We start from the raw sequence: 23,625 nt of genomic DNA, 5'->3' as shown, positions 1-23,625 counted from the left end.
TTTTTATCTTAAAATAATTTATTTTTTAAATATTCCAAACGGTTTTCCCACAGGCAGTACAACTCTTCCTAAATTTTTGTTTAATATTCCGGCAGTGCATCCGTAGAATCCCAATAAAGCAGCAGCAAGCTCTGATATTCCAGCCAGCAATTGAGTTTCTTTTGGAGCTATTCCGAAATAATTTAATGCCATAGCTATCAACAATACATCAACAGCAAAAAATATGAGAAATAAAACTTTATGAGCTTCTGCAGCTCCGAAAGTTAAAGGTCCTACAAGAAACAGATAACCAAGACATACAACCCCGAATTGCTTCATATCAAGAGTTTTCTGCATATTTTCTCCGAATATTCCAACCGATACTCCCCATACGCAAGCGACAGCTATCCAAAATAATCCGAAAGCGCCGAATACTGTAGCTCCGAAAACATTATCTTTTTTAAACTCCATAATACAAGCAGTGAATTGAGCTATTCCTCCAAGAAATACTGCCCATGGCATAAGTCCTGACACTCCTGTTGTTATACCTAGCTTTTGTGTAGAAGCAACAAAACATATAACAGCAAGACCAAATAAACCAAACGGGGCGGGTTCTGCAACAGCAATTTTAACCTCATTATTCATAATTATATACTCCTAAATTGTATTTAAAATCTAGTATAGGAAAAAAATACCCGCTTGTCAAATTTTAGTGCATAATAATGATGCTTTTTTATAAAAACTATTTATTATTGTGATAGATTAAAATTTATATATATAAAATAAAAGTTTAATTTAATTTTTTATTTTTATTAATTTGTTCTTCTCAGTATTATCATGCTTATATCATCTGATAGTATATTATCAGAGAATGATTTTAGCTCTTTTATTATATTATCTTTTATTACATTAATATTTTTATTGGCATTTTTAATGAAAATATTTCTTAACTTTACATCTCCGAGCATTTTACCTTCGGAATTAAATATTTCGTATGCTCCGTCTGTAAATATAAACAGCGTATCATTGTATTTTAATTTTATACTTATTTCAGAATATTCGCTGTCTTCACACATTCCTACTAAAGGTCCCTCCGTATTGATTTCTTTTGCAGAATCTTCAGAGTAGTATATAGGTTTAGGAGAGCCTCCAGATGAACATATAAAATCTCCTGTATTATTATTGTATAAGGCGTAAAATACAGATGCAAATAAATTTTTATCAAAATTTTCTTCTATAAAAAAATTATTAAGCTCCTTTATAAAATTAGACGGAGAAGTATTAATGAAATTTGTTATTACATGTGAATCAAAAAAAGATTTTATTAATATTGTAAGCATACTTGCAGCCACTCCATGACCCGATACATCAGCAAGAAGTATTGCATACCAGCCGTCATTTATGCTTTTTATTCCGCTGTAATCGCCTGATACTTCATTAGGAGCATAATGAAAAATAGATATGTCGTTTTTCGGTATTGATGTGTTTCCGTAGGAAAGTATAGATTTCTGAATTTTTGATGCATATTCAATATCCTGCTTTAATATATTCATATACATTATATTGGATTCTATAGCTTTTTTTAATCTTATATATGATTTTATTTTTGATAGTAATATGTCCGTATCTATAGATTTTATAAAAAAACCATCTGCGCCGCATTCATAAGCTTTTAAAAATTCGCTTTTATTATTAGTTGCTGTAAGAAAAAGCACCGCAGTATTTTTTAATATATTGTCATTTTTTATATGCTGCGAAATACGGTATGCTCCTGCATTAGGAAGCATATAATCTACTAATATACAGTCAGGTATTTTATCATAAGCCGTATTAATAGCTTCTTCATAAGATAATGCTATATAGGATAAATATCCTGATTCCTTTAAAAAGTTTTGCAGAAACTTAGCATAATCTATATTTGAATCTGCAATTAAAACTTTTTCCGTTAAAATATTATTTTTCATATTAATTAATGAACATACCTTCTAGCTTCAACATTAAATATTAATCCTATGGATATAGAGAAAGTCCATATAGAAGATCCGCCGCTGCTTATAAAAGGCAATGTTAAGCCTGTAATAGGCATCATACCTACTACCATTCCGATATTAATAATTACATGGCATAAGAACATAGCAATAACCCCCGATACAATTAAAGCTCCAAGTCTGTCCTTAGCAAAATATGCCGCCATTGTTCCTCTTATAAAAATAACGGAATATGCCAGCACCACCAAAGAACTTCCTATAAACCCCCATTCCTCGCATATATTTGAAAATATAAAATCATTTACCTGCTGAGGAATGAAATTTAACTGAGATTGGCTTCCATTTAAAAAACCTTCTCCCAATAATCCTCCGCTTCCGACGGCAATTAAAGATTGTATTATATTATATCCTGAACTTAATCTTGTTAATTGAGGATTCATAAATACTAATAATCTCTGCTTTTGATACTCTTTTAAGCCTATATCAAATATAAGAGCCGCTCCCATACATAAAAATAATACAAAGAAAGTGAATGATAATAATCCTATATATCTGCTGTTCATATAAAAATTCAGAGTAAGAAGAAGCGCCGATATAAATAAAAAGATACCAGCTAAATAGCCTATATATATTCTCTGGGAAAAGAAGTTAAAGAGAAAATTGTCTATATCATCGGACATTCTTTTATACTCCAGAAACATAGGTATTGAAAGACCGATTACACCTATACTTATTAATGCTATAATATATCTGGTTGGAACACCTCCCATAAACAGCATTATAAATACTATGAAGCAATATACAAGCACCGTACCTAAATCGGGCTGAAGAAGTACTAATCCTATAGGTATTGAAATAAAAAAACCTGCCAAAGCAAAATATTTTATATCTTTTATTTTATCTCCTATCTGATCCAAATATCCTGCCAAAAATATTATAACAACTATTTTTCCGAATTCGGAAGGCTGCATGCCGAATAGCCAGCTGCTGCTTCCATTTATAGTGGTACCTATTCCGGGTATCAAAACCAGTATTAATACCGCAAGCATAGGTATATATAAAGACATTCTGTGTTCCGCTAATTTAGTATAATTTATAAACATACTGATAAATATTAACACTATGCCTGTTGCGCAGAAAAATATAAATTTTAAAAACATCCAGCTTGTTTTTCCCGATTCTGGAGAATATGTTGATGAATATACAGCAACAGCTCCTGCAGTCATTAAAAATATTACAGCTGCTAATATTTTCCAATCAAAGACAAATAATTTTTTTAATTCTTTTTTATCATTCATATTTTATTCTTTCATCTTCTCCTGTTTTTTCTTCTTTTTGCTCACCATCAATGTTTTCTAATATTTCTCCGTTTTCCTGAGCTTTCATCTGTTCTCTTGCAAGCCTTATCTGCTGATATATATACTGCATTCTTGAATATATAATATTTCTTGCTTCCACAGCATCTTCTCCTCCAAGTATGGAGCGAAGCATTGCCGTAGCGATTGGTCCTGCAGTTGTACCGCCTCCGCCTCCGCTATGCTCCAGCATTACTGTAACTGCAATCATATCATCGGTTGGTCTGATATTGTAAGGTCCGAATATAGTTACCCAAGTATGGTCTTTTCCCTGCGCATTCTGCGCTGTACCTGTTTTTGCCGCCAATTTAATATTAGGAGACCAAGCACCATTTCTAGCGGTACCTCCAGTTACAGCCATTCTCATACCTTCTTTTACAACAGTAAATATATTTTTATCTATATCTAATTTTTTTATTATTACTTTATCATTATTATATATAACTTCATCTGTTTGCGAACTTCTTATCTCTTTAACAATATGAGGTCTGTACATTATGCCATCATTGATTATAGCAGAAGTAGCCATATGTACCGCAATAGGCGTAGCAGACATATATCCTTGTCCCATAACATATTGAATTGTATCTCCGTCCCACCAGTATTCGCCGATTTTTCTTCTTTTCCAATCAGCGCTTGGTACAATGCCTACTTTTTCACCTGGTAAATCTATTCCCGTAATATCCCCGAAACCCAGCATTTCAGCATGTCTTTTTATGAAATTAGGTCCGAGCTCGTATGCCAAATTATAAAAATATGTATTGCATGAAAATTGAATAGCCTTATACATATTTACATATCTATGCTGTCCCGTACATCTGTAGAATCTGTTTTCAAGAAGCATACCGCCTCCGCAGTATCTGGTAGTATTAACTCCTATTCTTTTTTCAGCCAATGAGCCTACGGCAGTTACTAATTTAAATGTGGAGCCAGGAGGGTATCTTCCCCTAATTGCTTTATTCCAAAAAGGATTTGCAGGGTTATTTATAAGTTCCGCATATTTCTGTCTGTCTATTTTCCCTATAAATATATTAGGATCATACCAAGGAGAACTTACCATAGCCAATATTTCTCCTGTTGAAGGTCTGGATATAATTATAGTTCCAACCTGTCCTTTTATTAACTCTTCTGCATCTTTTTGTATTTTTGAATCTATGCTTAATATAAGTTTTTTGCCGGGTATAGGCTTTCCTATTGCGGGGCTTATTGTTTCTTTTACTCTGTTTCTTGAATCTACTATCCATTGTTCATATCCGTCTATGCCTCTGAGCTCTTTATCATAAAACTGCTCAACGCCTTCTTTGCCTATTATACTGTTTCTTCTGTATCCTTCCGCACGCTTATTTTCAAATTCTTCCTGAGATATGTTGCCTATATATCCAAGCACATGCGTCATAGTTTCTCCAAGAGGATAATGTCTTATGGATTTGCTTCCATAATATACTCCTGGGTATTCTTCAGATCTTTCTGCTAAATAGCTCATTTGAGACATTGTAATATTTTCAGATATTTCCACAGATTCATAACTGTTTTTTGATACTTTTTCTAAATTTGATTTTATATGACCCAGATCTATATTGAAAACTTTAGATACTCTGTATAATAATTCTTCTCTTTCAAAATAGTTTTTTGGAAGATAAACTGGAATCATATACATTGTATATGTTTTTATATTCTCAGCAACTATAATTCCGTTTCTGTCATAAATTTCTCCTCTGTATGCTTCTATCGGTATTATTTGTTCTTTATTATTTCTTGCTAGACTGTCATAATGATCATTTTTTATTATCTGTAAATAAAACAGCCTTATTAAAAGCAAAGCTACAACAAGTATTGATATTATAAATACTGCTACTAATCTTTTTCTATATTTAAAATCTTCGCTTATTATTTTTTTATCTTTATTTAATTCTATCTCTAAAAAATTCATAAATAATCCTATTTAATAATTGTTATTAATATTATATTAGCAAAAAATTATCAATACTATAAATAACGGTATTTTTCCATAAATTATTAACTTAATAAAATAGTTGTTATGTTAATTAATATTAATTAAAATGATACAATATTTTACATAAAATTTGAATACATTAAATATTTTTTATTTGAAAATTAAATAATTATAAATCTTATATTATTAAATTTCTTTTAAATTTTAATAAAGTATTTAAGATAAAAAATATATAAGCTATTGAAAAATTATCAATTATAATATATTATGCTTATATACAATATTTTAAGGATATAACAATGACTACAGACAGAGAAGAATTGGAAGCGCTTTTATATCAAACAAGATTAAAAATAGAAGAAAATCAAAAAGATGAGATGATTGACAGATTAAATAAAGATTTAAATTTTATAGAAGAGTTATTTGAAGTTAATGTTGATGGTATTGATCCTCTGTATCATGCTATAGATCTGCCTGAATATTTAAGAGAAGATATTAAAGGCGAGACTTTAGATAATGAAATTATAATGGATTTATGCAGAAGCGGAGAATACGGTTATATTGTAGTACCTGCTGTTCCTGCGGCTTTGGAAAACAGCGAGCATCAGGCTAAAAAATCTTGAAAATATTTTCGGTTACAGAGGTCATCAATTATAGATGAATTATTCTTATGATAAAGAAAAGTTGAAAAAAGATAAGTTTAACGCCGTTAAATCTATATTAAAACCTTTTATATTTATATATTACAGAAGCGAAAGCCTGATTTACAGAGCTATTGCAAGACTTGCTTTGGGTTTTGTCATAGTTTTTATTTCATTCGGAATTATAACTTTGTTTATAAGGTTTGACAGAATGAAAAGCTCTTCTATGATGAATACTATAGAGCCAAGCAGAATGCTGATTATTTCAAAATTAAGATATGCTGCAGCTTTCAGACCTTTTGTTTCTTCACTTACAGGAAAAAGCATTGTTTTTGCAAGACCTAATAGGGGAGATATTGTATTTATGATTGATCCTAGAACGCAGAGAGAGTTTTTTTTAAAAAGGTTTGCATCTTATTTTGTTTATTTTATTTCTTTCGGAAATATCAATATATCAAAAACCAGATATTTAATAAAAAGGGTGGTAGGACTTCCAAGAGAGACTATAGAGATAAAAGATAAAATTGTTTATATAAACGGGGAAATACTTAATGAACCTTGGGCTAATATAGATTTAGATAATAGAATATTAGATAAGGAAATTTCATCAAGAGATAATTTCGGACCTTATATAATAGGATATAATGAATATTTTGTTTTATCTGATAACAGAGATTACGGATATGACAGTAGGGATTTCGGTAATGTTCATTTTTCCAATATAGATGGAAAAGTTATTTATAAATAATTATAAACTAATAAAAATAGGCTTTTGAATATTAAAATTAATAAACAAAAACCTAAGAAATATATAAAAATATGAATCTAAAACTTATGAATATCTATGTTTTTTTCTAATCTTTCCAGTTCATTTTTTAAGAACTCTTTCCATTTTTCAGTTCTGAATATAGGAGAAGTTATAAATATATCTTTGTCTCCTCTTCCAGACATATTGACTATAATTACATCATCTTTTGAATATTGTTTTGCATATTCAATTGCTTTAGCACCTGCATGAGCGCTTTCTAATGCAAATATTATACCCTCATTTCTTGCAAACTCTTTTACGGCATTAACAGCTTCCTTATCCGTAGCATAAATAAACTCTATTCTCCCTAATTCTCCCAAATATGCAAGCTGAGGACCTACTCCAGGATAATCAAGTCCTGCAGCTATAGACATAGTTTCAGATATTTCTCCGTCTTCTTTTAATATGAACTTGCTCATATATCCCTGAGCTGCAATATTTTCAGCATACGGATTTTTCATTCTAATAGCATTTTCTCCAAGTGTCATACTTATTCCGCCTGCCTCAACCGCTATTAATTTCGGATTTTCTTTTTCTATAAAAGGCTCAAAAAATCCTATGGCATTAGAGCCTCCTCCCACGCATGCTATCATAGCTTTTACATTTAAATTTTTTTCCTTTATTTGCTTTTCTAATTCTCTTCCTATTATTGATTGAAAAGTTCTCACAATATCAGGGTAAGGGCTGGGACCTACAGCACTTCCAAGCAGATAATGCGTATCTTTTAAATCTTTAACCCAATCTTCTAATGCCTTATCAACCGCATCTTTAAGTCCTCTTCCTCCTGATGTTACAGACACTACATTAGCACCATACAATTCCATAGACACAACATTGGGCTGCTGTCTTTTAACATCTATCTCGCCCATATATATTGAACATTCAAGACCTAATTTTGCGCATGCCGCAGCTGATGCCAAACCATGCTGACCTGCTCCTGTTTCAGCTATAATTTTTTTCTTTCCCATCCTTTTAGCAAGCAGAGCCTGTCCTATTGAATTGTTGATTTTATGAGCACCTGTATTTGCCAAACCTTCAAGTTTAACATATATTTTAGCGCCACCTATTTTTTCAGATAAATTTTCAGCATACATTAACGGGGTAGGTCTTCCTATAAAATCAGATCTTAATTCTTCAAGCTCGTTTAAGAATTCTTTGTCATTAATATAATACAGAAATGCTTCTTCAAGTTCAATTAATAATTTTTCTAATTCTTCAGGAACAAATCTCCCTCCGAATTTTCCGAAAAATCCTTTATTACTATTTTTCATACTATAAATCCTCTGTTTTTATAAGTAATATTACTATATATAGTAATATTACCATATATATAAAAATTGTCAATAGTATTATATAAAAAATATATTATTATGTACAATGATAATGATACTTTTTTATTTTCCTCTGCTGAAAAAAGATCTTATCATAAAGAAAGCTCCCATCATAGCCAGCACTATATTTGGAAACCACATAGCGGCAATAGGCGGAACTTTTTTTCCTCCAGCCATCAATTCTGCGGCTGTAATAAGAAGATAATATATTACAACTACTATTACAGATATTCCGAATCCGAATCCTTTACCGCTTCTTTTTCCTACTATTCCCAAAGGTGCTCCTATTAATACCATAAATAAGCAAGCTGCTGGTATTGATATAAATTTATGAAATTCCACATAATAAAAATACGGCACAGATTCGTCTATTGCTTTTTCTCTTATGGAATTTAATTGCACCGAGTTGGTATTTACATATTCATTGGAAAATGAAATTATATCAACTGTATTTGTTTCAGTGTTATGATATGCATTATTTATCATTGCATTTATTTGCTCGTCTACAGATTTATCAGCATTCAATTTTAATGTATTTATTTTTTTGAGTATTTGCCAAGATGGCATTTCTCTTAATCCTCTTTCATGGGAGCTTAATGTGCTTACTTTCCTTACAATATTAATGTCCATAGAATCAAATACTGTATAATCGTTTGTAGCAAACCCGTATCCAGGCATTTCTTGTACTATACCGTCATATAATGTTAATGTTACTACACTTGAATTAGCTTCATTATTTTTCCAGATACCGTATTTAGCGTTTATAACTCTTTTTATTTCGGATTTATCATATATAATAACATTAGATATGCTTTTGTCATCGGCATACTCCGAACCTATGGATAATCCCATATCAGGAATATCTGAGAATTCTAATTTTCCTACGGCAATTGATGGTTTTATATTTACCATGTAGGAAATTAATGCTCTGTATCTGTAATTTGATTCTGACATAATTACATTATTAAAAAATAACGAAAATATAAATGTTATAATTCCTAATATTATAATCGGCATATATATTCTCATATGAGGAAATCCTAAGGCTCTCATTACTATTATTTCATTATCTGAAGACAGTCTACCGTATCCTATTATACTAGCCATAAGTATGGACATGGGTATTGTTATAGCTATGTTAAAAGGAAGCATATATGCAAATACTTCTAATGACATAATCAGAGGAGCTCCGTTATTAAGTATGAGTCTTATTAATTCGGGTAAAAGCTGTATTACAAATATGAAAGTAAAAAATAAAATGCCTGCAAAAAAAGGACCTATAGTTTCTTTTATAATATACTTGGTAATTTTTTTCATAGCTTATATATAGTTTATAAAAACTCCGAATATTAATATTGCCAATGATACATATAGTAAGTAACTGCATATTACAGGTGTTATTAAAACTAAAAAAACTTTAAATGGGCTTTCTATATTAAATGAATATTTGATATTATTATACATCAGAATTATATAATATAACTGCAGTATTAAAAAAGCTGCGGCTTGTATAAAATATATAGATGCATATTTTCCAAATATTAATGTTACAGGAAGTATAAAAATAAATATTCCGTACATACCAAAACAATTATTAATAAAATTTGTTATATTATTTTTACTATTATTCTTAAAAAAAACTGATATTGTAAGATTGATAATAGCTATTTTTGCTATATTTGATATTGTTATATATGCAGCTATTCCAAATGTAAGAATTAATAAATAAAGTATATTGCTTCTGTTATCTAGAATATAAATTATTGATACGGCAATGCTTAAAGATGTTAATAAATATATTAAAACAGAGTATTCAAAATTTATATTTTTTTTTATAGCAGTTTTAGGCTTTAATATATAATAGTATATTGCTTCAGATATATGCATTAATTTTCTCCGTTATAATTAGGAATATAAATATACATAGGCACTCCCATATATTTAGAACTCATTATTTCTTCATAAGGAAAAGAAGAATAGGGCATGCCTGATTTAGGTTTTATATTTTCGGCAATACTTGAAAATACAAGATTGAACACATTGTTTTTTATTTCAGGTTTTTTTATTATATAGGGCTCTTCATCTTTTATGCCTCCCATTTCAGCCGCATCTTTTAGAGCATCATGCAATGTTCCTATAGAGTCTATAAGCCCAGCTTCCAATGCATTTTTTCCGCTGAATATTCTTCCGTCAAATATATCTTCTCTGCTGCCTTTTATTTTGCTTCCTCTTGATTGCTCAACTACATTTGTAAATAACGAGACAAATTCTTCAGTCATATCCTGCCAATAAGCCAATTCATCTTCTCTGGGTTTTCTGAAAGGAGATAGAGAATCTTTATTTATTCCGCTTTTTATAGTATACATTTTTATGCCGTATTTATCCATAAGCTCCGATACATTAAAAAACTGGGATATAACTCCTATACTTCCCGTAAGCGTAGATTCATTTGCATATATTTTATCAGCTATCATAGATATATAATATCCTCCGCTTGCAGCTATACTTCTGAATGATGCTACTATAGGCTTCGGATTTTTTTCTTTTAATTCCTGCAGATATTTTAAAGCTTCCTCGCATGAAGTTAAAGATCCTCCTGGACTGTCTACTTGTAAAACTACAGCTTTAACATTTGGGTGTTTCATATAATATTCAAAATCATTAATAAGCTTTTCCGTTACGGAAGGATATTCAAAACCTATGCTGTTTTTTATTTTAGTATGAGTTATTATGCCCGTTAAATCTACAATGGCTATTCCTTCTTTTAACTGCATTGAACTGCTGATATCATTAGTGATATTTTTTGACGGTATTTTTATATTTTTTTTAGTAAATATATTTAAGCTTCCGATAATTATTGATATTATAATTAATGCCGTGAATATTAGCTCTCTTTTGCCTGCTTTTTCTTTTTTATTCTCTTTATTTGAACCGATTTTTTCTTCAAAGCGGTTTTCTTGATTCTCTTTTTCTTCTTCGTATGACATGTTATTTCTTCCTCCTTATTGTTGTCTGTATTATCCGTGTTATCAATTATTGATTCATTTTGAGATTCATTATTATTTATAATATTATCCACATTCTTCACATAAATATGATCCATATATAAGCATACAAATATTACAGGTTCTCTTCCTATAATCTTTATGAATTTTTTACGAAGAGCTTCTCTTACTTCATATTTAATTGTGGAAGGAGTTCTTTTATTTCTGCTTAATAATTTTCTTACAGTTTCTGCTGCAGAAGTTATGCCTTCTTCTCTTAATTGTTCTGTTTTGTTTATTAAGCCTTCTTTTTCGCCTCCGTTATATGTAAAGCCTTTGCTTTCCAAATCTACTCTTATATCATATTCGCCTTTATTATTTTTTTTGGCTATAACATTTGCCACTACCACACCATTAAGAGACAGCTGTTCTCTGTCATAAAATATGCTTTCCTCTAAATCTCCAACACCTTTTCCATCAACATATATATTTCTTATTTCTATAGGTTCCGCCGTTTTTGCATCTAAAGTTTCGTCTATTTCCAATACATCTCCGTTATACAGAAGAAATCCTTTGCTTTCCAAACCATTTAAATTTTCAACAAGTTTTATATGAGTGATTAAATGTCTCTTTTCTCCATGTATAGGTACAAAATATTTAGGTTTTACTAATCTGTACATTAATTTTAAATCTTCGCTTGAGGCATGTCCTGATACATGAAGAAGTTTTTTATCTTCTCCCACCATTTTTGCTCCAAGGTCAAATAAATTATTTATCATTCTTGTAACAGACATTTCATTTCCGGGTATTACGCTAGATGAGAATATTACCATATCACCGTCTTCTACTTTTATATGCTTATGGGACTCTGCAGCTATTAAAGAAAGAGAGGAATAAGGTTCTCCCTGAGTTCCCGTTGTTATGCATACGATTTTTTCTCTGGGGTATCTGTTTATTTTATCTATAGGTATAACTATATCATACAGATTTAAATATCCCATATCCTCCGCTATTTTAGTATATTTTATTAAGCTTCTTCCAGAAAAAGCCACATATTTATTATTAATTTTTGCAGCTGTTACCAAATCTTGTATTCTTTCTATGCTGCTTGCAAACACTGCTACTATAATCATGCCGTCGGAATAATTAAAAAGCGGAGTCATAGTATTCTGCACAACGCTTTCGCTCATAGAAAATCCTTCTTTCTGACAATTTGTTGAGTCAGCAAGCATTAATAGTACTCCGTTTTCTCCGTATTCGGCAAATTTATAAAGATCTATAAATTTATCCGTTGTGGGATTTAAATCTATTTTGAAATCTCCTGTATGTATTATTATGCCGAGAGGAGTTGTAATTGCAATTCCTACTCCGTCAGGTATGCTGTGATTAACTCTTATAAACTCTATATCAAAATTCATTCCTAACTGTATTTTATTTCTAGGCTCCACTTCATACAGTTTTGCTTCTTTATATTCGTTTTTATAATCATTTAATTTTGCCCTTAAAAAAGCTATCGTAAGTCTTGAACCGTATATTGAAATATGAGGAAATTTTCTTAAAAAATGCGGTATTGCTCCTATATGATCCTCATGTCCATGAGTAAGTATCAGCCCTATAACATTTTTATCTTCCAAATATGAAGTATCAGGAATAACATAATCTATTCCTAACATATGATATCTTGGAAACATGAAACCGCAGTCTATTATTAAAGCTTCATTTCCGTATTCTATAATTGTCATATTCATACCTATTTCTTGTACGCCGCCAAGAGGTATGATCCTTATTTTAGCATTATCATTCATTTATAAACTACTTTATTTGATTAAAAAAACAAAACTTAAAATATATTTTGTATTTTAACTATAAAAAAAATTAAGTCAAGTTATAATTTTCTCTAATTAAATAGATGCTTTAAAATTGAAATGCGTGAATCATATATGGATTTACGCATTTCAATTTTAATAGCTATTGATTATTATTTATTAATATGCCGTCTTTTATTATGAAAATGTTTTTTCCGTCTGATGCTATTGATAATGCTTCTTTTTGATTATCATCCATATCTGATATATAATCATATCCTCCGAATTCCCTTCTTAAAGATGTATTTTTATTTAGAATAAAATAATAATATTTGCCTAGTCTTTCAGCAGTAAATGCAAAAGAATCTCCTGAAAATTTAAATGAAGTTATTTTATTGTATGAAGGACTTTCAAAATCATCAGCTATAATATATTCTCTTCCGTTTTTCGATGCATTATAAACTAAATTATTATTTGATGAAAAATATATGCTGTTTATACTATTATAATTTTTAGGCAGTCTTTTTCCGTTAAGTACTATAAAAGATACTCCGTTAGTCTGAGCAGAATATGCGAAAATACTGCCGTCTTCCGAATATTTATAATTATGTATAATATCATAATTAGGAGTTATATTTCCGCCTGCATATAACTGCATTGTATTATTGGTATTGATATTTACAAATACTAAAGTTTTTCCGTTTGGAGAAAAAGACATATTTGTTACAGAATTAAAATTACCGTAATTTCTTCCGTTTGCTATAACGCTTGTCATTATAGATTCATTATATGTTATAGTATTTGAAATATCTGAGGCAGGTGGAAGAGAACTTAATTCATTATATCTTATATTTGTTATAATATTTGTTACGGTTATTAATGCTATAGTATTTGACTGACCCTTAACCGTTATTCCTTCTTCATTTGTATATATATTTATATTTGATAAATTATAATTTGTTATAGATACAGTATTTGTTATGATATCATTAGTTATCATCATATTTGAATCATTGCTGTTTATTAGCATATTTGAAATATCATTGTCCGTTATAGTATTAGGCATCATTTTTACAGCATAGGCTATGCTGTTATTATTAAATGAGGCTAAATCATCAACTAATCTGAAACTTTCAGTATCATTACTTCCGTTAAATATTATAGAGTTTTCCTGATTATCTATAACATATACAATATTTTTTCCGTCATTTGAGATTTTTAATTTAGTAACTTTTGCAGTTACTTGTTTTTCCTCTCCGTTAATATTTACATAATACCGCCCGTCTCTTGAATACGAAAAAGCATAATTATTTTCATTAATAACGCTTTCGTATAATTCAGAATATTGAACCTTTGCTTCTCCGTTTATTACGGCAATTCCATAATCCGTTAATCTGGCAAATATTACGGAATTGTTTCCTGCATACATTTCTTTTTCTATAGAATCAAATTCCTGCTCTATATTACCGTATATTAATACCCACATATCTTTTGCCAAAGAAGTTTTTAACATAGTGGCTATTAAAGTACCATTAGGCAGTATTTTTATGCTTCCCGCTTCTTTGTATCCTTCCAACCTTGTATCTTTGAAGATTATATCAAAAGTTTTTCCTAAATCAGCCGTGTTTTTTTCTAAAATTATTGCGTAATCGTTTTCAGACAGAATATATGAATTATTTAATTTTTCTCCGTTTTGCAGGGTATATATTTGATTAAATGCTTTTACATATAATAAAAGAAAGATGACAGATATAATATATAATCTTTTCATAAATAATTCCCAATTATTAAGTTTAAATATTTTTTATATAATCGGAATTATCATACTCTAAAATTAATAATCTGTAAAATTATATACTTTAAAAAAAATAGAATTTGACGATTATTGTAAAGATGCATTTTTATAATTCGGAGGCGGTATGAGATATATTTTTACATATATTGTATTTGTGTTTATTTTATTAATATCATGCAAATCGGCTGAAAAAACAGCTTTAAATATTAATTTTAATGAAGGCTGGATAAATGAAAATAAATTTATAGTAACTTCCATAGGGTATCCGAACAGTTATGCCGTAACGGAAGAAGATATAAAAAACAGCGCTTTTAATGCTGCTTTGGCTTTGTCAAAGGTAAAAACAGAAACTGCATTTGCTAAAGAACTTCCGAACGAAAAATATGAAAATACAGAATTGAAAGATATTGTAGAAAAATATATTAAAGTAGAATATTCAAGTTTTATAGACGGCAGATATTATCAAATAAAAACAGCTGTGGAATATAATAATTTATTAAGCTTGCTAAGAGATGGTGAAATAAAAAAAATATTAAATTAATTTCATAAAATATTTTACTTTTTACTGCTTATATAGTTTTAATTTAACATATAATAAAAAGTTATGAGTGTCTGCCATTCTTCAGAATGGAGGGAATGATTAACGAGTAATTTTTTATATTTAAAAAGGAGAATGTATGCGTTTAAAAAAAGTTATGTTTTTAGTATTTACGGTTATTTTTACCGCTAGTATGTTCCTATTTGCTCAGAAAAAAGTAGATTTGTCAAAAATACCTGACGGAACATATTTGGGCAATTATAAAGCTGTTTATAAAAACAGACCCGGAGATTATCAGGGTAAATTTACCGTTGCAGGCGGCAAATTGACAAAGGTTGTATTGACAAAGTGCGGACACAGCAGCGGTCCTGCAAGAGGAAAAGCAGCTTATGATAAAATGATAAAAGCTAATAATATTTATGCTGACGGTGTAAGCGGTGCTACTTGGACTGCATTAGCTGAAGATGCTTTAACTAAATTAACTCCTGCTAAGTAATTAAATTAATAGAAATTATTTGATTGACGCATCTGTTTTTACAGATGCGTTTTATTATTTTTAAATAAATAAAAAAAATTAGATTTTAAAAATTATAGTTTTAAAATTAAAAAATCCAGACTTTAACAGCTTTATTTTTTTATATATAAAAGTTTTTATTGACAGATTTTTTAATAAGATATTTAATAAATATAATGAACTATTATAAAAAACAGGATTTTATTATGGATTTTTATGATAACAGGTATGCTTCTAAACGAAATGCTGTATTCGGGAAAAACATAGTTGCAACAAGTAATATATTAGCTTCTCAGGCGGGAATAGAGATTATTAAAAAAGGAGGAAATGCTGTTGATGCGGCAATTGCTGCCGCTGCTGCCCTTACTGTTGTTGAACCTGCCTCAAACGGCATAGGCGGAGATGCTTTTGCCATAATTAATTTTGAGAATAAAATATACGCTATTAACGCAAGCGGATTTTCTCCGAAAGATTTAGATGTAAAAAAAATATTATCTCTTAATCTTGATAAAATGCCGTTATACGGAGTTATTCCTGTAACTGTAGGAGGAATTCCTGCATCTTGGGAATCGCTTATAAAAAAATTCGGAAGATTAAAACTTATAGATGTTCTTGAACCTGCTATAAGATATGCCGAAAACGGATATGCCGTTCAGCCTCAGGCTGCTCTTGATTGGAAGGAAGCTTATAATATATATATGAAAGCTTCAGATAATCTTAAAAAAGAAGAGTTCAAATATTGGTTTGATACTTTTACTTTTAACGGAAAAACTCCGAAGCTCGGCGAAATAGTAAAACTTCCGTTTCATGCTAAAACTCTATATGATATAGGAAAAACAAATGCAGAATGTATTTATAGGGGAGAGTATGCTGAAAGAATAGATTCATTTATGAAAAAATATGGAGGATATTTATCTAAAGAAGATTTAAGCGGATATTATACGGAGTTTGTTAATCCTATAACTTTAAATTACAGAGGTTATGATATTTATGAGATTCCTCCGAACGGACATGGCATTACTGTATTAATGACTCTAAATATTTTGTCAAATTTTGATTTTAATGATTTAAATGAGACAGACAGAGTTCATTATCAAATTGAGGCATTGAAATTAGCGTTTACAGATACTAAAAAATATGTCTCCGATATTAATTATATGAAAACCTCCATTGATGAAATGCTTTCAAAAAAATATGCTGAAAAAAGAGCTTCTCTTATAAATAAAAATAAGGCATTAGAGCCTATTAATCATATATTTTCATCAGGTGATACGGTATATTTAGCCGCTTCCGACAGTTTCGGAAATATGGTTTCATATATTCAAAGTAATTATACGGCATTCGGTTCAGGTATAGTAATTCCTGAAACAGGCATAGCTTTGCAAAACAGAGGAGCAAATTTTTCATTAGATCCTTCATCGGATAATTTTATAGCGCCTCATAAAAAACCTTATCATACAATTATACCTGCTTTTATATGCAGAGATTCAAAACCTTACGGAGCATTAGGCATAATGGGAGCTTTTATGCAGCCTCAGGGGCATGTGCAGGTTATCAGTAATTTGATAGATTATAACTTAAATCCTCAAGTCGCACTTGATAAACCAAGATGGCAATGGGTTGGCAGTAAGAATATAGAATTGGAATATAATTTTGACAATAATCTTTATAAAGAACTTTTATCATTGGAGCATAACGCATCAAAGAAAGATTATATTACATATTTCGGATATTTCGGACGCGGACAGATTATAATAAAAAATGATAATGATGTTTATTGTGCGGGCTGTGACGGAAGAACAGACTCGGGTATTGCTGTTTATTAAAAATATTATTTTAGAAAACTCTTTAATATAGCAGTATTTAAATTTAAAATTTTATATTTTATAATATAATTTTTAAATGTTATAATGATAAATTATAAAAATTGCGGGCTTCTGGTATTCTAAGAATGACGGAAACTTTAAGCGAACAATTTTTATTAGTAACAATAAAAATAATAATTTTGTATCTGCTTTCAATATTATTGAAATCTCCGTAATAAACTTTGTTTATTTTTAAGTCTTGCCTTATCTTGTTCATATGCAGGAGAATCTTAATTATAGAAGATTATACCAGATTATCAAATAATCCTCTAAATAGTTTAGAAAACTTGGAGATAGAAAGTTTAAAAGATCTTAAAAATGATTTACTTAATGATTTTATTTTAAGCAACAATATTATAACAAGGATACTGCTTTTTTTATACCACAAAAAGTCCAATAAGTATGGCTCCATGACATTATTTATTTTTTCTATAATTGAAAAATATTTTATTATAGTATAAAATATGAAGAAATTTTTTAAAAAATGAGAATTATAATTTGGAGGAAAAGAATATGAAGCATACTTTAGAAGGAGCATATACTCCTAAAAACATTGAAGATAAATTATATAATTTCTGGAAAGAAAGCGGATTTTTTCATGCGGTTATTGATAAAAATAAAGAACCATATTCTATAGTCATACCTCCTCCGAATGTTACAGGCGTACTTCATATTGGACATGGTCTTAATAATACTCTTCAGGATATACTTATAAGATTTCATAGAATGCTTGGAAAATGTGTTTTATGGATGCCTGGAACAGATCATGCAGGTATTGCAACTCAGAATGTTGTTGAAAGAAAATTAAAAGCTGAAGGCATAAATAAATATGATTTGGGAAGAGAGGCTTTTATTAAAAAAACTTGGGAAACTGCTAATGAGCATCATTCTATTATAATTAAGCAGCTTGAAAAAATAGGCTGTTCCTGCGATTGGGACAGAGAAAGATTTACGCTTGATGAAGGCTTAAGTAATGCCGTAAGAGAAGTATTTGTTGAGCTTTATAATCAGGGTTTAATATACAGAGGAAAATATCTTATAAACTATTGTACAAGCTGCGGTACAGCGTTGGCTAATGATGAGGTTGAACATGAAGAGACAGAAGGGGCTTTATATCATATTAAATATAAAATAGACGGAAAAGATGAATATATTGAAGTTGCTACTACAAGACCTGAAACTATTTTAGCAGATGTTGCTATTGCTGTTCACCCAGATGATGAAAGATATGCACATCTTACGGAAAATGATGTTTTAATGCTTCCTCTTGTAGGCAGAAAATTAAAATTAATAAAAGATTCTTATGTTGATAAAGATTTTGGTACAGGAGCTTTAAAAATTACTCCCGCTCATGATCCTAATGACTTTGCCATAGCCTGCAGGCATAATTTAGATATTATTAATATATTAAATCCTGACGGCACATTTAATGAAAATACTCCTTCAAATTATCAGGGCAAAACTGTAAAAGAGGCTAGGGTTTTAATTATACAGGAGCTGGATAAATTAGGTGCTTTTGCAGGAAAAGATAATATTAAGCATCAGGTAGGTCATTGCTACAGATGTCATAATGTTGTAGAGCCCTATTACAGCGATCAATGGTTTGTAAAAATGAAGCCTTTAGCTGAAAAAGCATACAAAGCGGTTAATGAAGGGAGTACAAAAATATATCCTGAAAGATGGATTAATACCTATAATCATTGGATGAATGATATCAGAGATTGGTGTATAAGCAGGCAATTATGGTGGGGGCATAGGATTCCCGTATGGTACTGCGGTGACTGCGGAGAAATGACTGTTTCAAAAACTGATATTACGGAATGCTGCACATGTAAAAGCAGAAATATTCATCAAGACGAAGATGTACTTGATACTTGGTTTTCTTCTTGGCTATGGCCTTTTTCAACTTTCGGCTGGCCTGAAAAAAACGAAGAGCTTAAATATTTTTATCCTACTTCAGCGCTTATTACAGGCTATGATATATTATTTTTCTGGGTTGCCAGAATGATTATGGCAGGCATACATTTTATGAATGATGTTCCTTTTAAAGATGTTTATCTTAACGGACTTATAAGAGATAAAATCGGGAGAAAAATGTCCAAAAGTTTAGGAAACGGCATAGATCCTATAGAAATTATTGATGAGTATGGAGCCGATGCTTTTAGATTTACCTTGTCTTTTATAACTTCATTAGGAGGTCAGGATATCTGGCTTGATAAAGAGCTTTTCAAAATGGGAGGTAAGTTTGCAAATAAAATATACAATAGTGCTAAATATATTTTCGGCAATATTGAAGATAATGCAGATATTAAAGATTTAGATAATTTTGAACTTGAAAATAAAGATAAATGGATATTATCAAGACTTCAAAAGACTATAAAATCTGCCTCAGAAAAATTAAAAGAGTATAGATTTGATGAGGCTTCTCAGACTATTTATAAATTTTATTGGAATGAGTTTTGCGATTGGTATATAGAGATAACTAAATTTGACTTGAAAGACGCCTGCAGAAAAGAAAAAGCTATTGCCGTTCTTTTATATGTTTTGGAAGAGTCAATGGCTATGATTCACCCTTTTATGCCTTTTATTACAGAGGAAATTTATTCTAATCTTCCTAAATATAATATATATTCAAAAGCATTGATGATCAGAGAGTACCCTAAATATGAAGGCAGATATATATTTGAAGTTATAGAAAAAGATTTTAATTTAATTCAGGATATAGTATCTTGTATAAGAAATGCCCGCTCATCATTTAATTTGCCTCCAAACAGAAAACTTGATGTTATAATAAGATATAATTCGGATTATTTCAAAAATACTGCTGAAAGCTATAAAGATATTATATCGGCTCTTTCTGTTACAGAATCATTAAATATAGTTTCTTCGGCAGGCAGTCAGAGAAATAAAGGATCTTTTGTTAAAGTATTTGAGGGAGGGGAAATAAATGTTAATCTTTCTGGCATAATAGATTTGGAAGCAGAGAGAAAAAGATTAGAAAAAGAAGCTTTGCGCTATAAAAAAGATTTGGAAGCTGTAAATAAAAAACTTTCCAATGAAAACTTTATGAGTAAAGCAAAACAAGAGGCAATAGACACTGAAAATAGAAAGAAAAAAGAGTTTGAAGATAAACTGGAAGGCATAGAGGAAGTTTTATCATCTCTGTAATTTAATAATTTAAATATAAAATAAAAACTTAACTTATATTTTAACAGCATCTATAAGTTAAGTTTTTTGTTTTTAAATAATTAAAGTAAATAATTTTAAACTTGATAGAAAATAAAACAATAATTAAACTTGTTTTAATGGTATTATAATAAAAACTTAAAATTTAATTAGAATTATATACTGTAATTAAATTATTTTTAAATATTTTTTATTTAAAGGTTTTTAGTTTATTGCAGTCTTTTTTAAAATATGATATTCTATCCGTAATTTTTTAAACTTTGATATCTGGCGGAAACATATATAATGAATAATATAAAAGAAGCTAAAAACTATATATATTCCTTTATGGGAAAGAAAACACTTAATAAAAATAATTTTAATCATATAAATAATGTAAAAGAGATATTAAAAATCTTAGGATATAATCAGACATTTAAAGTTATACATATAACTGGCACAAAAGGAAAAGGCTCAACTGCATTAACTTTATCTAAAATGCTGTCTTCCTTAGGGTATAAATCAGGGGCTTTCACATCTCCTCATATAATAGATGAAAGAGAAAGAATATCTGTAAATGAAAAATGTATAAGCGATGAGTATTTTATAAATATTACATTAAAAATAAAAAATATTATAGACAGTAATGAAATATATAATAATATAACTGTATTTGAAATTTTTACCATAATGGGATTATATTATTTTTATATAAATGCATTAGATTATGCCTGCATAGAGGTAGGTATAGGCGGTAAACTTGATTGCACAAATATAGTAAACTCTTCAATAAGTATTTTAACTTCCATATCTTATGATCATATGGAAATATTAGGTTATTCTATAGAGGAGATAACGGAGCAAAAAGCAGGTATAATAAAGCCTAATACGGCAGTAATATCCTCTTATCAGGAAGAAAAATCAATAAAAATTATAAAAGATATATCAAAAGAAAATAACTGCATATTATATATATATAAAGAAGATTTTGACGCTGAGATAATAATTAACAGCAATGAAAGATTAGAGTTTATCTATAAAGAAAATAATAAAAAATATAATTTTTCAACCTCTCTTCTTGGAGAACATCAGGCTGAAAATATATCTCTTTCTTTTAAAGCTTTAAATTTAATTTTAAAAAATGAAAATAATTATACGGAAAAAAATATTAATAAGGCTGTAAAATCTTTAAAAGATTTTCATATAAATGCCCGTCTTACATTTTTGCAGAAGAATCCTGATATAATAGTAGACGGCGCTCATAATTCTAAATCATTGGAAAGAGTATTAAATACTGTGTATGAATGGTATGATGATATTATAATATTGTTTGCTCCTCTAAGTCAGAAAGATATTAAAAATATGTCATCTATATTAAAAAAGTATAATTCAAAAATAATAGTCAGTTCTCCTGATAACATATCTCATAAAGAAACCGACAGCTATAAAACTTATAAGTATTTAAAAAATAATGCTTTGCATATACCTAATTTTTATGATGCCGTTAAAAATATAAAAATGATTGATAAACCTGTATTGGTAATAGGTTCATTATATGCGGCTGGCGAATTTATAAATATATACAAAAACAGCAATATTACCGATTAAAACATATATAAAAACGGTATTATTATACTATACCTTGATATTTATTGATAATGGATATAGTTTTTTTAGAAGCTCCGTTATTTTGTATCAGTAAATTATATGCTTTTTGCGCTAAATTATTTCTAAGTTTTTCATCTTGATATGCTTTTTGTATAATATATGCTAATTGCGATTTATCTTCGCATGTCAGTACTGCATCCTTCATATATTCATAAATTTCTATAAAATTATACATATACTTTCCGACTATAACAGGTTTTCTAAAATAAATAGCCTCTAATATATTATGTCCGCCCATATTACCCATAAAAGTACCTCCCATTATAACCAAATCGGAAAGCTTATACCAATTTAATAGCTCTCCTATAGTGTTTATTATAATTCCATCCTCCGATTTTTTTTCATAATTCGTATAAAGAGGCAAACTGTATCCTAAATTATATGAAAGTTTCTGTATATCTTCTCCTCTGTTAATATCTCTTGGAACTATAACAATATATACTTTATCTTTTATGCCTATAGAATCTATTGCTTTTAATATAAGTTCTTCCTCTCCTGCATGAGTGCTTCCCGCTGTAATTATAAATTTATTAACGGGTATCATATTTTCCAAATCTTCTGTTTTTTTTTCATCTGCATAATATTTTATATCATATTTTAAATTTCCTGTAACGGTTATAAGTCCTTCAGGCATTCCTATAGAAATCATGTTATTTTTATCTATATCGCTCTGCGCTAATATTTTTGTGTACATATTGAAATAAGGCTTGAAGAAAAATTGAAAATTCTTATATCCCTTTATTTCTTTTTTTCCTATTCTTCCGTTAATCATATATAGAGGTATTAATTTTTTATGAAGCATATATATAAGAGTAGGCCATATTTCTATTTCGGCTATCATAACATATTCAGGCGATATTAGGTTAATAAGCTTATTAATCATATGCGGATAATCTAAAGTCAGATAGAAAAGCTCAGTTTTATCTCCGTAATTTTTTTTTGCCATATCATATCCGCCTGCGGTCGTTGTTGATAAATAAACGGTGTATTCTCTTTCTATTAAATTGAATACTATTTCTCTGACCGCAACTATTTCACCTACGCTTACGGCATGAATCCAAACTGCATTTTTATTATTTTCTTTAGGATATATAAATCCTAACCTTGATAAAGCCCCCATTCTGACAGACTTATTAAATATCATCATAATAGAAAAAACTATAAATATAATCGGATAAAAAATATATCCGAATATTGTATATACGGCTATAAAAAATTTCTGCATTAATAATACC

General features: G+C 29.3%; 19 protein-coding genes. 7 read left to right on the top strand and 12 right to left on the bottom strand.

What is annotated here, in order from left to right; translation table 11 throughout:
* Positions 1–18: 18 nt before the first annotated feature.
* The 4 genes from QZ306_RS05660 to mrdA all read right to left on the bottom strand — a co-directional run bounded on the left by QZ306_RS05660 (position 19) and on the right by mrdA (position 5,252).
* Complete coding sequence (locus QZ306_RS05660) at positions 19–624, bottom strand: acetate uptake transporter (RefSeq protein ID WP_295162009.1); 606 nt, start codon at positions 622–624, stop codon at positions 19–21.
* A 167-nt stretch (positions 625–791) separates the two neighbouring features.
* Positions 792–1,943 carry a fused response regulator/phosphatase gene (locus QZ306_RS05655; RefSeq protein ID WP_295162008.1) on the bottom strand — a complete coding sequence of 384 codons (1,152 nt, stop codon included), beginning with the start codon at positions 1,941–1,943 and terminating at the stop codon, positions 792–794.
* 5 nt (positions 1,944–1,948) lie between these two features.
* Positions 1,949–3,265, bottom strand: a complete 1,317-nt coding sequence (locus QZ306_RS05650; RefSeq protein WP_295162005.1) for an FtsW/RodA/SpoVE family cell cycle protein — start codon at positions 3,263–3,265, stop codon at positions 1,949–1,951.
* Positions 3,258–5,252: a penicillin-binding protein 2 gene (gene mrdA, locus QZ306_RS05645; RefSeq protein WP_295162003.1), complete on the bottom strand. Its 1,995-nt coding sequence runs from the start codon at positions 5,250–5,252 to the stop codon at positions 3,258–3,260. Before mrdA ends, QZ306_RS05650 begins: the two co-directional genes overlap by 8 nt.
* Positions 5,253–5,575: 323 nt before the next feature.
* On the opposite strand from mrdA, the gene gatC reads away from it, so the two are divergent.
* Positions 5,576–5,899, top strand: a complete 324-nt coding sequence (gene gatC, locus QZ306_RS05640; RefSeq protein WP_295162001.1) for an Asp-tRNA(Asn)/Glu-tRNA(Gln) amidotransferase subunit GatC — start codon at positions 5,576–5,578, stop codon at positions 5,897–5,899.
* Positions 5,900–5,933: 34 nt separating this feature from the next.
* The gene (lepB, locus tag QZ306_RS05635; RefSeq protein WP_295161999.1) at positions 5,934–6,665 is read left to right on the top strand and encodes a signal peptidase I; all 732 of its coding nucleotides are present in this window, start codon (positions 5,934–5,936) and stop codon (positions 6,663–6,665) included.
* 77 nt (positions 6,666–6,742) lie between these two features.
* Here lepB and trpB read toward each other — a convergent pair whose 3' ends face one another.
* From trpB to QZ306_RS05605, 6 genes are all read right to left on the bottom strand, one after another.
* Entirely contained in the window at positions 6,743–7,996 is a 1,254-nt protein-coding gene (trpB, locus tag QZ306_RS05630; protein ID WP_295161997.1) for a tryptophan synthase subunit beta, read from the bottom strand.
* 123 nt (positions 7,997–8,119) lie between these two features.
* The gene (locus QZ306_RS05625) at positions 8,120–9,373 is read right to left on the bottom strand and encodes an LptF/LptG family permease (protein WP_295161995.1); all 1,254 of its coding nucleotides are present in this window, start codon (positions 9,371–9,373) and stop codon (positions 8,120–8,122) included.
* A 3-nt stretch (positions 9,374–9,376) separates the two neighbouring features.
* Positions 9,377–9,943: a hypothetical protein gene (locus QZ306_RS05620; protein WP_295161993.1), complete on the bottom strand. Its 567-nt coding sequence runs from the start codon at positions 9,941–9,943 to the stop codon at positions 9,377–9,379.
* On the bottom strand, positions 9,943–11,043 hold the full coding sequence (gene sppA, locus QZ306_RS05615; RefSeq protein ID WP_295161991.1) for a signal peptide peptidase SppA: 1,101 nt from the start codon (positions 11,041–11,043) through the stop codon (positions 9,943–9,945). Before sppA ends, QZ306_RS05620 begins: the two co-directional genes overlap by 1 nt.
* Positions 10,941–12,845, bottom strand: coding sequence for a ribonuclease J (locus tag QZ306_RS05610; RefSeq protein WP_295161990.1), 1,905 nt, complete (start codon positions 12,843–12,845; stop codon positions 10,941–10,943). The genes sppA and QZ306_RS05610 overlap by 103 nt, the downstream gene beginning before the upstream one ends.
* A 163-nt stretch (positions 12,846–13,008) precedes the next feature.
* The gene (locus QZ306_RS05605) at positions 13,009–14,616 is read right to left on the bottom strand and encodes a hypothetical protein (protein WP_295161988.1); all 1,608 of its coding nucleotides are present in this window, start codon (positions 14,614–14,616) and stop codon (positions 13,009–13,011) included.
* A gap of 148 nt (positions 14,617–14,764) precedes the next feature.
* Here QZ306_RS05605 and QZ306_RS05600 point away from each other — a divergent pair, with 148 nt between their 5' ends.
* From QZ306_RS05600 to QZ306_RS05590, 3 genes are all read left to right on the top strand, one after another.
* Positions 14,765–15,181: a hypothetical protein gene (locus QZ306_RS05600; protein WP_295161986.1), complete on the top strand. Its 417-nt coding sequence runs from the start codon at positions 14,765–14,767 to the stop codon at positions 15,179–15,181.
* 136 nt (positions 15,182–15,317) lie between these two features.
* Positions 15,318–15,674 carry an FMN-binding protein gene (locus QZ306_RS05595; RefSeq protein WP_295161984.1) on the top strand — a complete coding sequence of 119 codons (357 nt, stop codon included), beginning with the start codon at positions 15,318–15,320 and terminating at the stop codon, positions 15,672–15,674.
* 224 nt (positions 15,675–15,898) lie between these two features.
* Positions 15,899–17,518 (top strand): gamma-glutamyltransferase family protein, encoded by a 1,620-nt coding sequence (locus QZ306_RS05590; protein ID WP_295161981.1) that lies wholly within the window; start codon positions 15,899–15,901, stop codon positions 17,516–17,518.
* A gap of 79 nt (positions 17,519–17,597) precedes the next feature.
* Here the strand turns inward: QZ306_RS05590 and QZ306_RS05585 are convergent, their stop codons facing one another.
* Positions 17,598–17,774, bottom strand: coding sequence for a hypothetical protein (locus QZ306_RS05585; protein WP_295161979.1), 177 nt, complete (start codon positions 17,772–17,774; stop codon positions 17,598–17,600).
* Between the two features lie 296 nt (positions 17,775–18,070).
* Here QZ306_RS05585 and QZ306_RS05580 point away from each other — a divergent pair, with 296 nt between their 5' ends.
* Together QZ306_RS05580 and QZ306_RS05575 are read left to right on the top strand one after the other, a co-directional pair.
* Positions 18,071–20,725, top strand: coding sequence for a valine--tRNA ligase (locus QZ306_RS05580; RefSeq protein ID WP_295161977.1), 2,655 nt, complete (start codon positions 18,071–18,073; stop codon positions 20,723–20,725).
* A gap of 303 nt (positions 20,726–21,028) precedes the next feature.
* A complete protein-coding gene (locus tag QZ306_RS05575) occupies positions 21,029–22,330 on the top strand; it encodes a Mur ligase family protein (protein WP_295161976.1) in 1,302 nt (433 codons plus the stop codon).
* A 22-nt stretch (positions 22,331–22,352) separates the two neighbouring features.
* On the opposite strand, the gene QZ306_RS05570 is transcribed toward QZ306_RS05575, so the two are convergent.
* Positions 22,353–23,615: a glycosyltransferase N-terminal domain-containing protein gene (locus tag QZ306_RS05570; protein ID WP_295161974.1), complete on the bottom strand. Its 1,263-nt coding sequence runs from the start codon at positions 23,613–23,615 to the stop codon at positions 22,353–22,355.
* Between the last annotated feature and the right edge of the window lie 10 nt (positions 23,616–23,625).

The sequence above is a fragment of the uncultured Brachyspira sp. genome, assembly GCF_910588665.1.
In the GTDB taxonomy this organism is placed as follows: Bacteria; Spirochaetota; Brachyspiria; order Brachyspirales; family Brachyspiraceae; genus Brachyspira.
The sequence above is the reverse complement of the archived record's forward strand: the minus strand, read 5'-3'. Positions and strand labels throughout refer to the sequence as shown.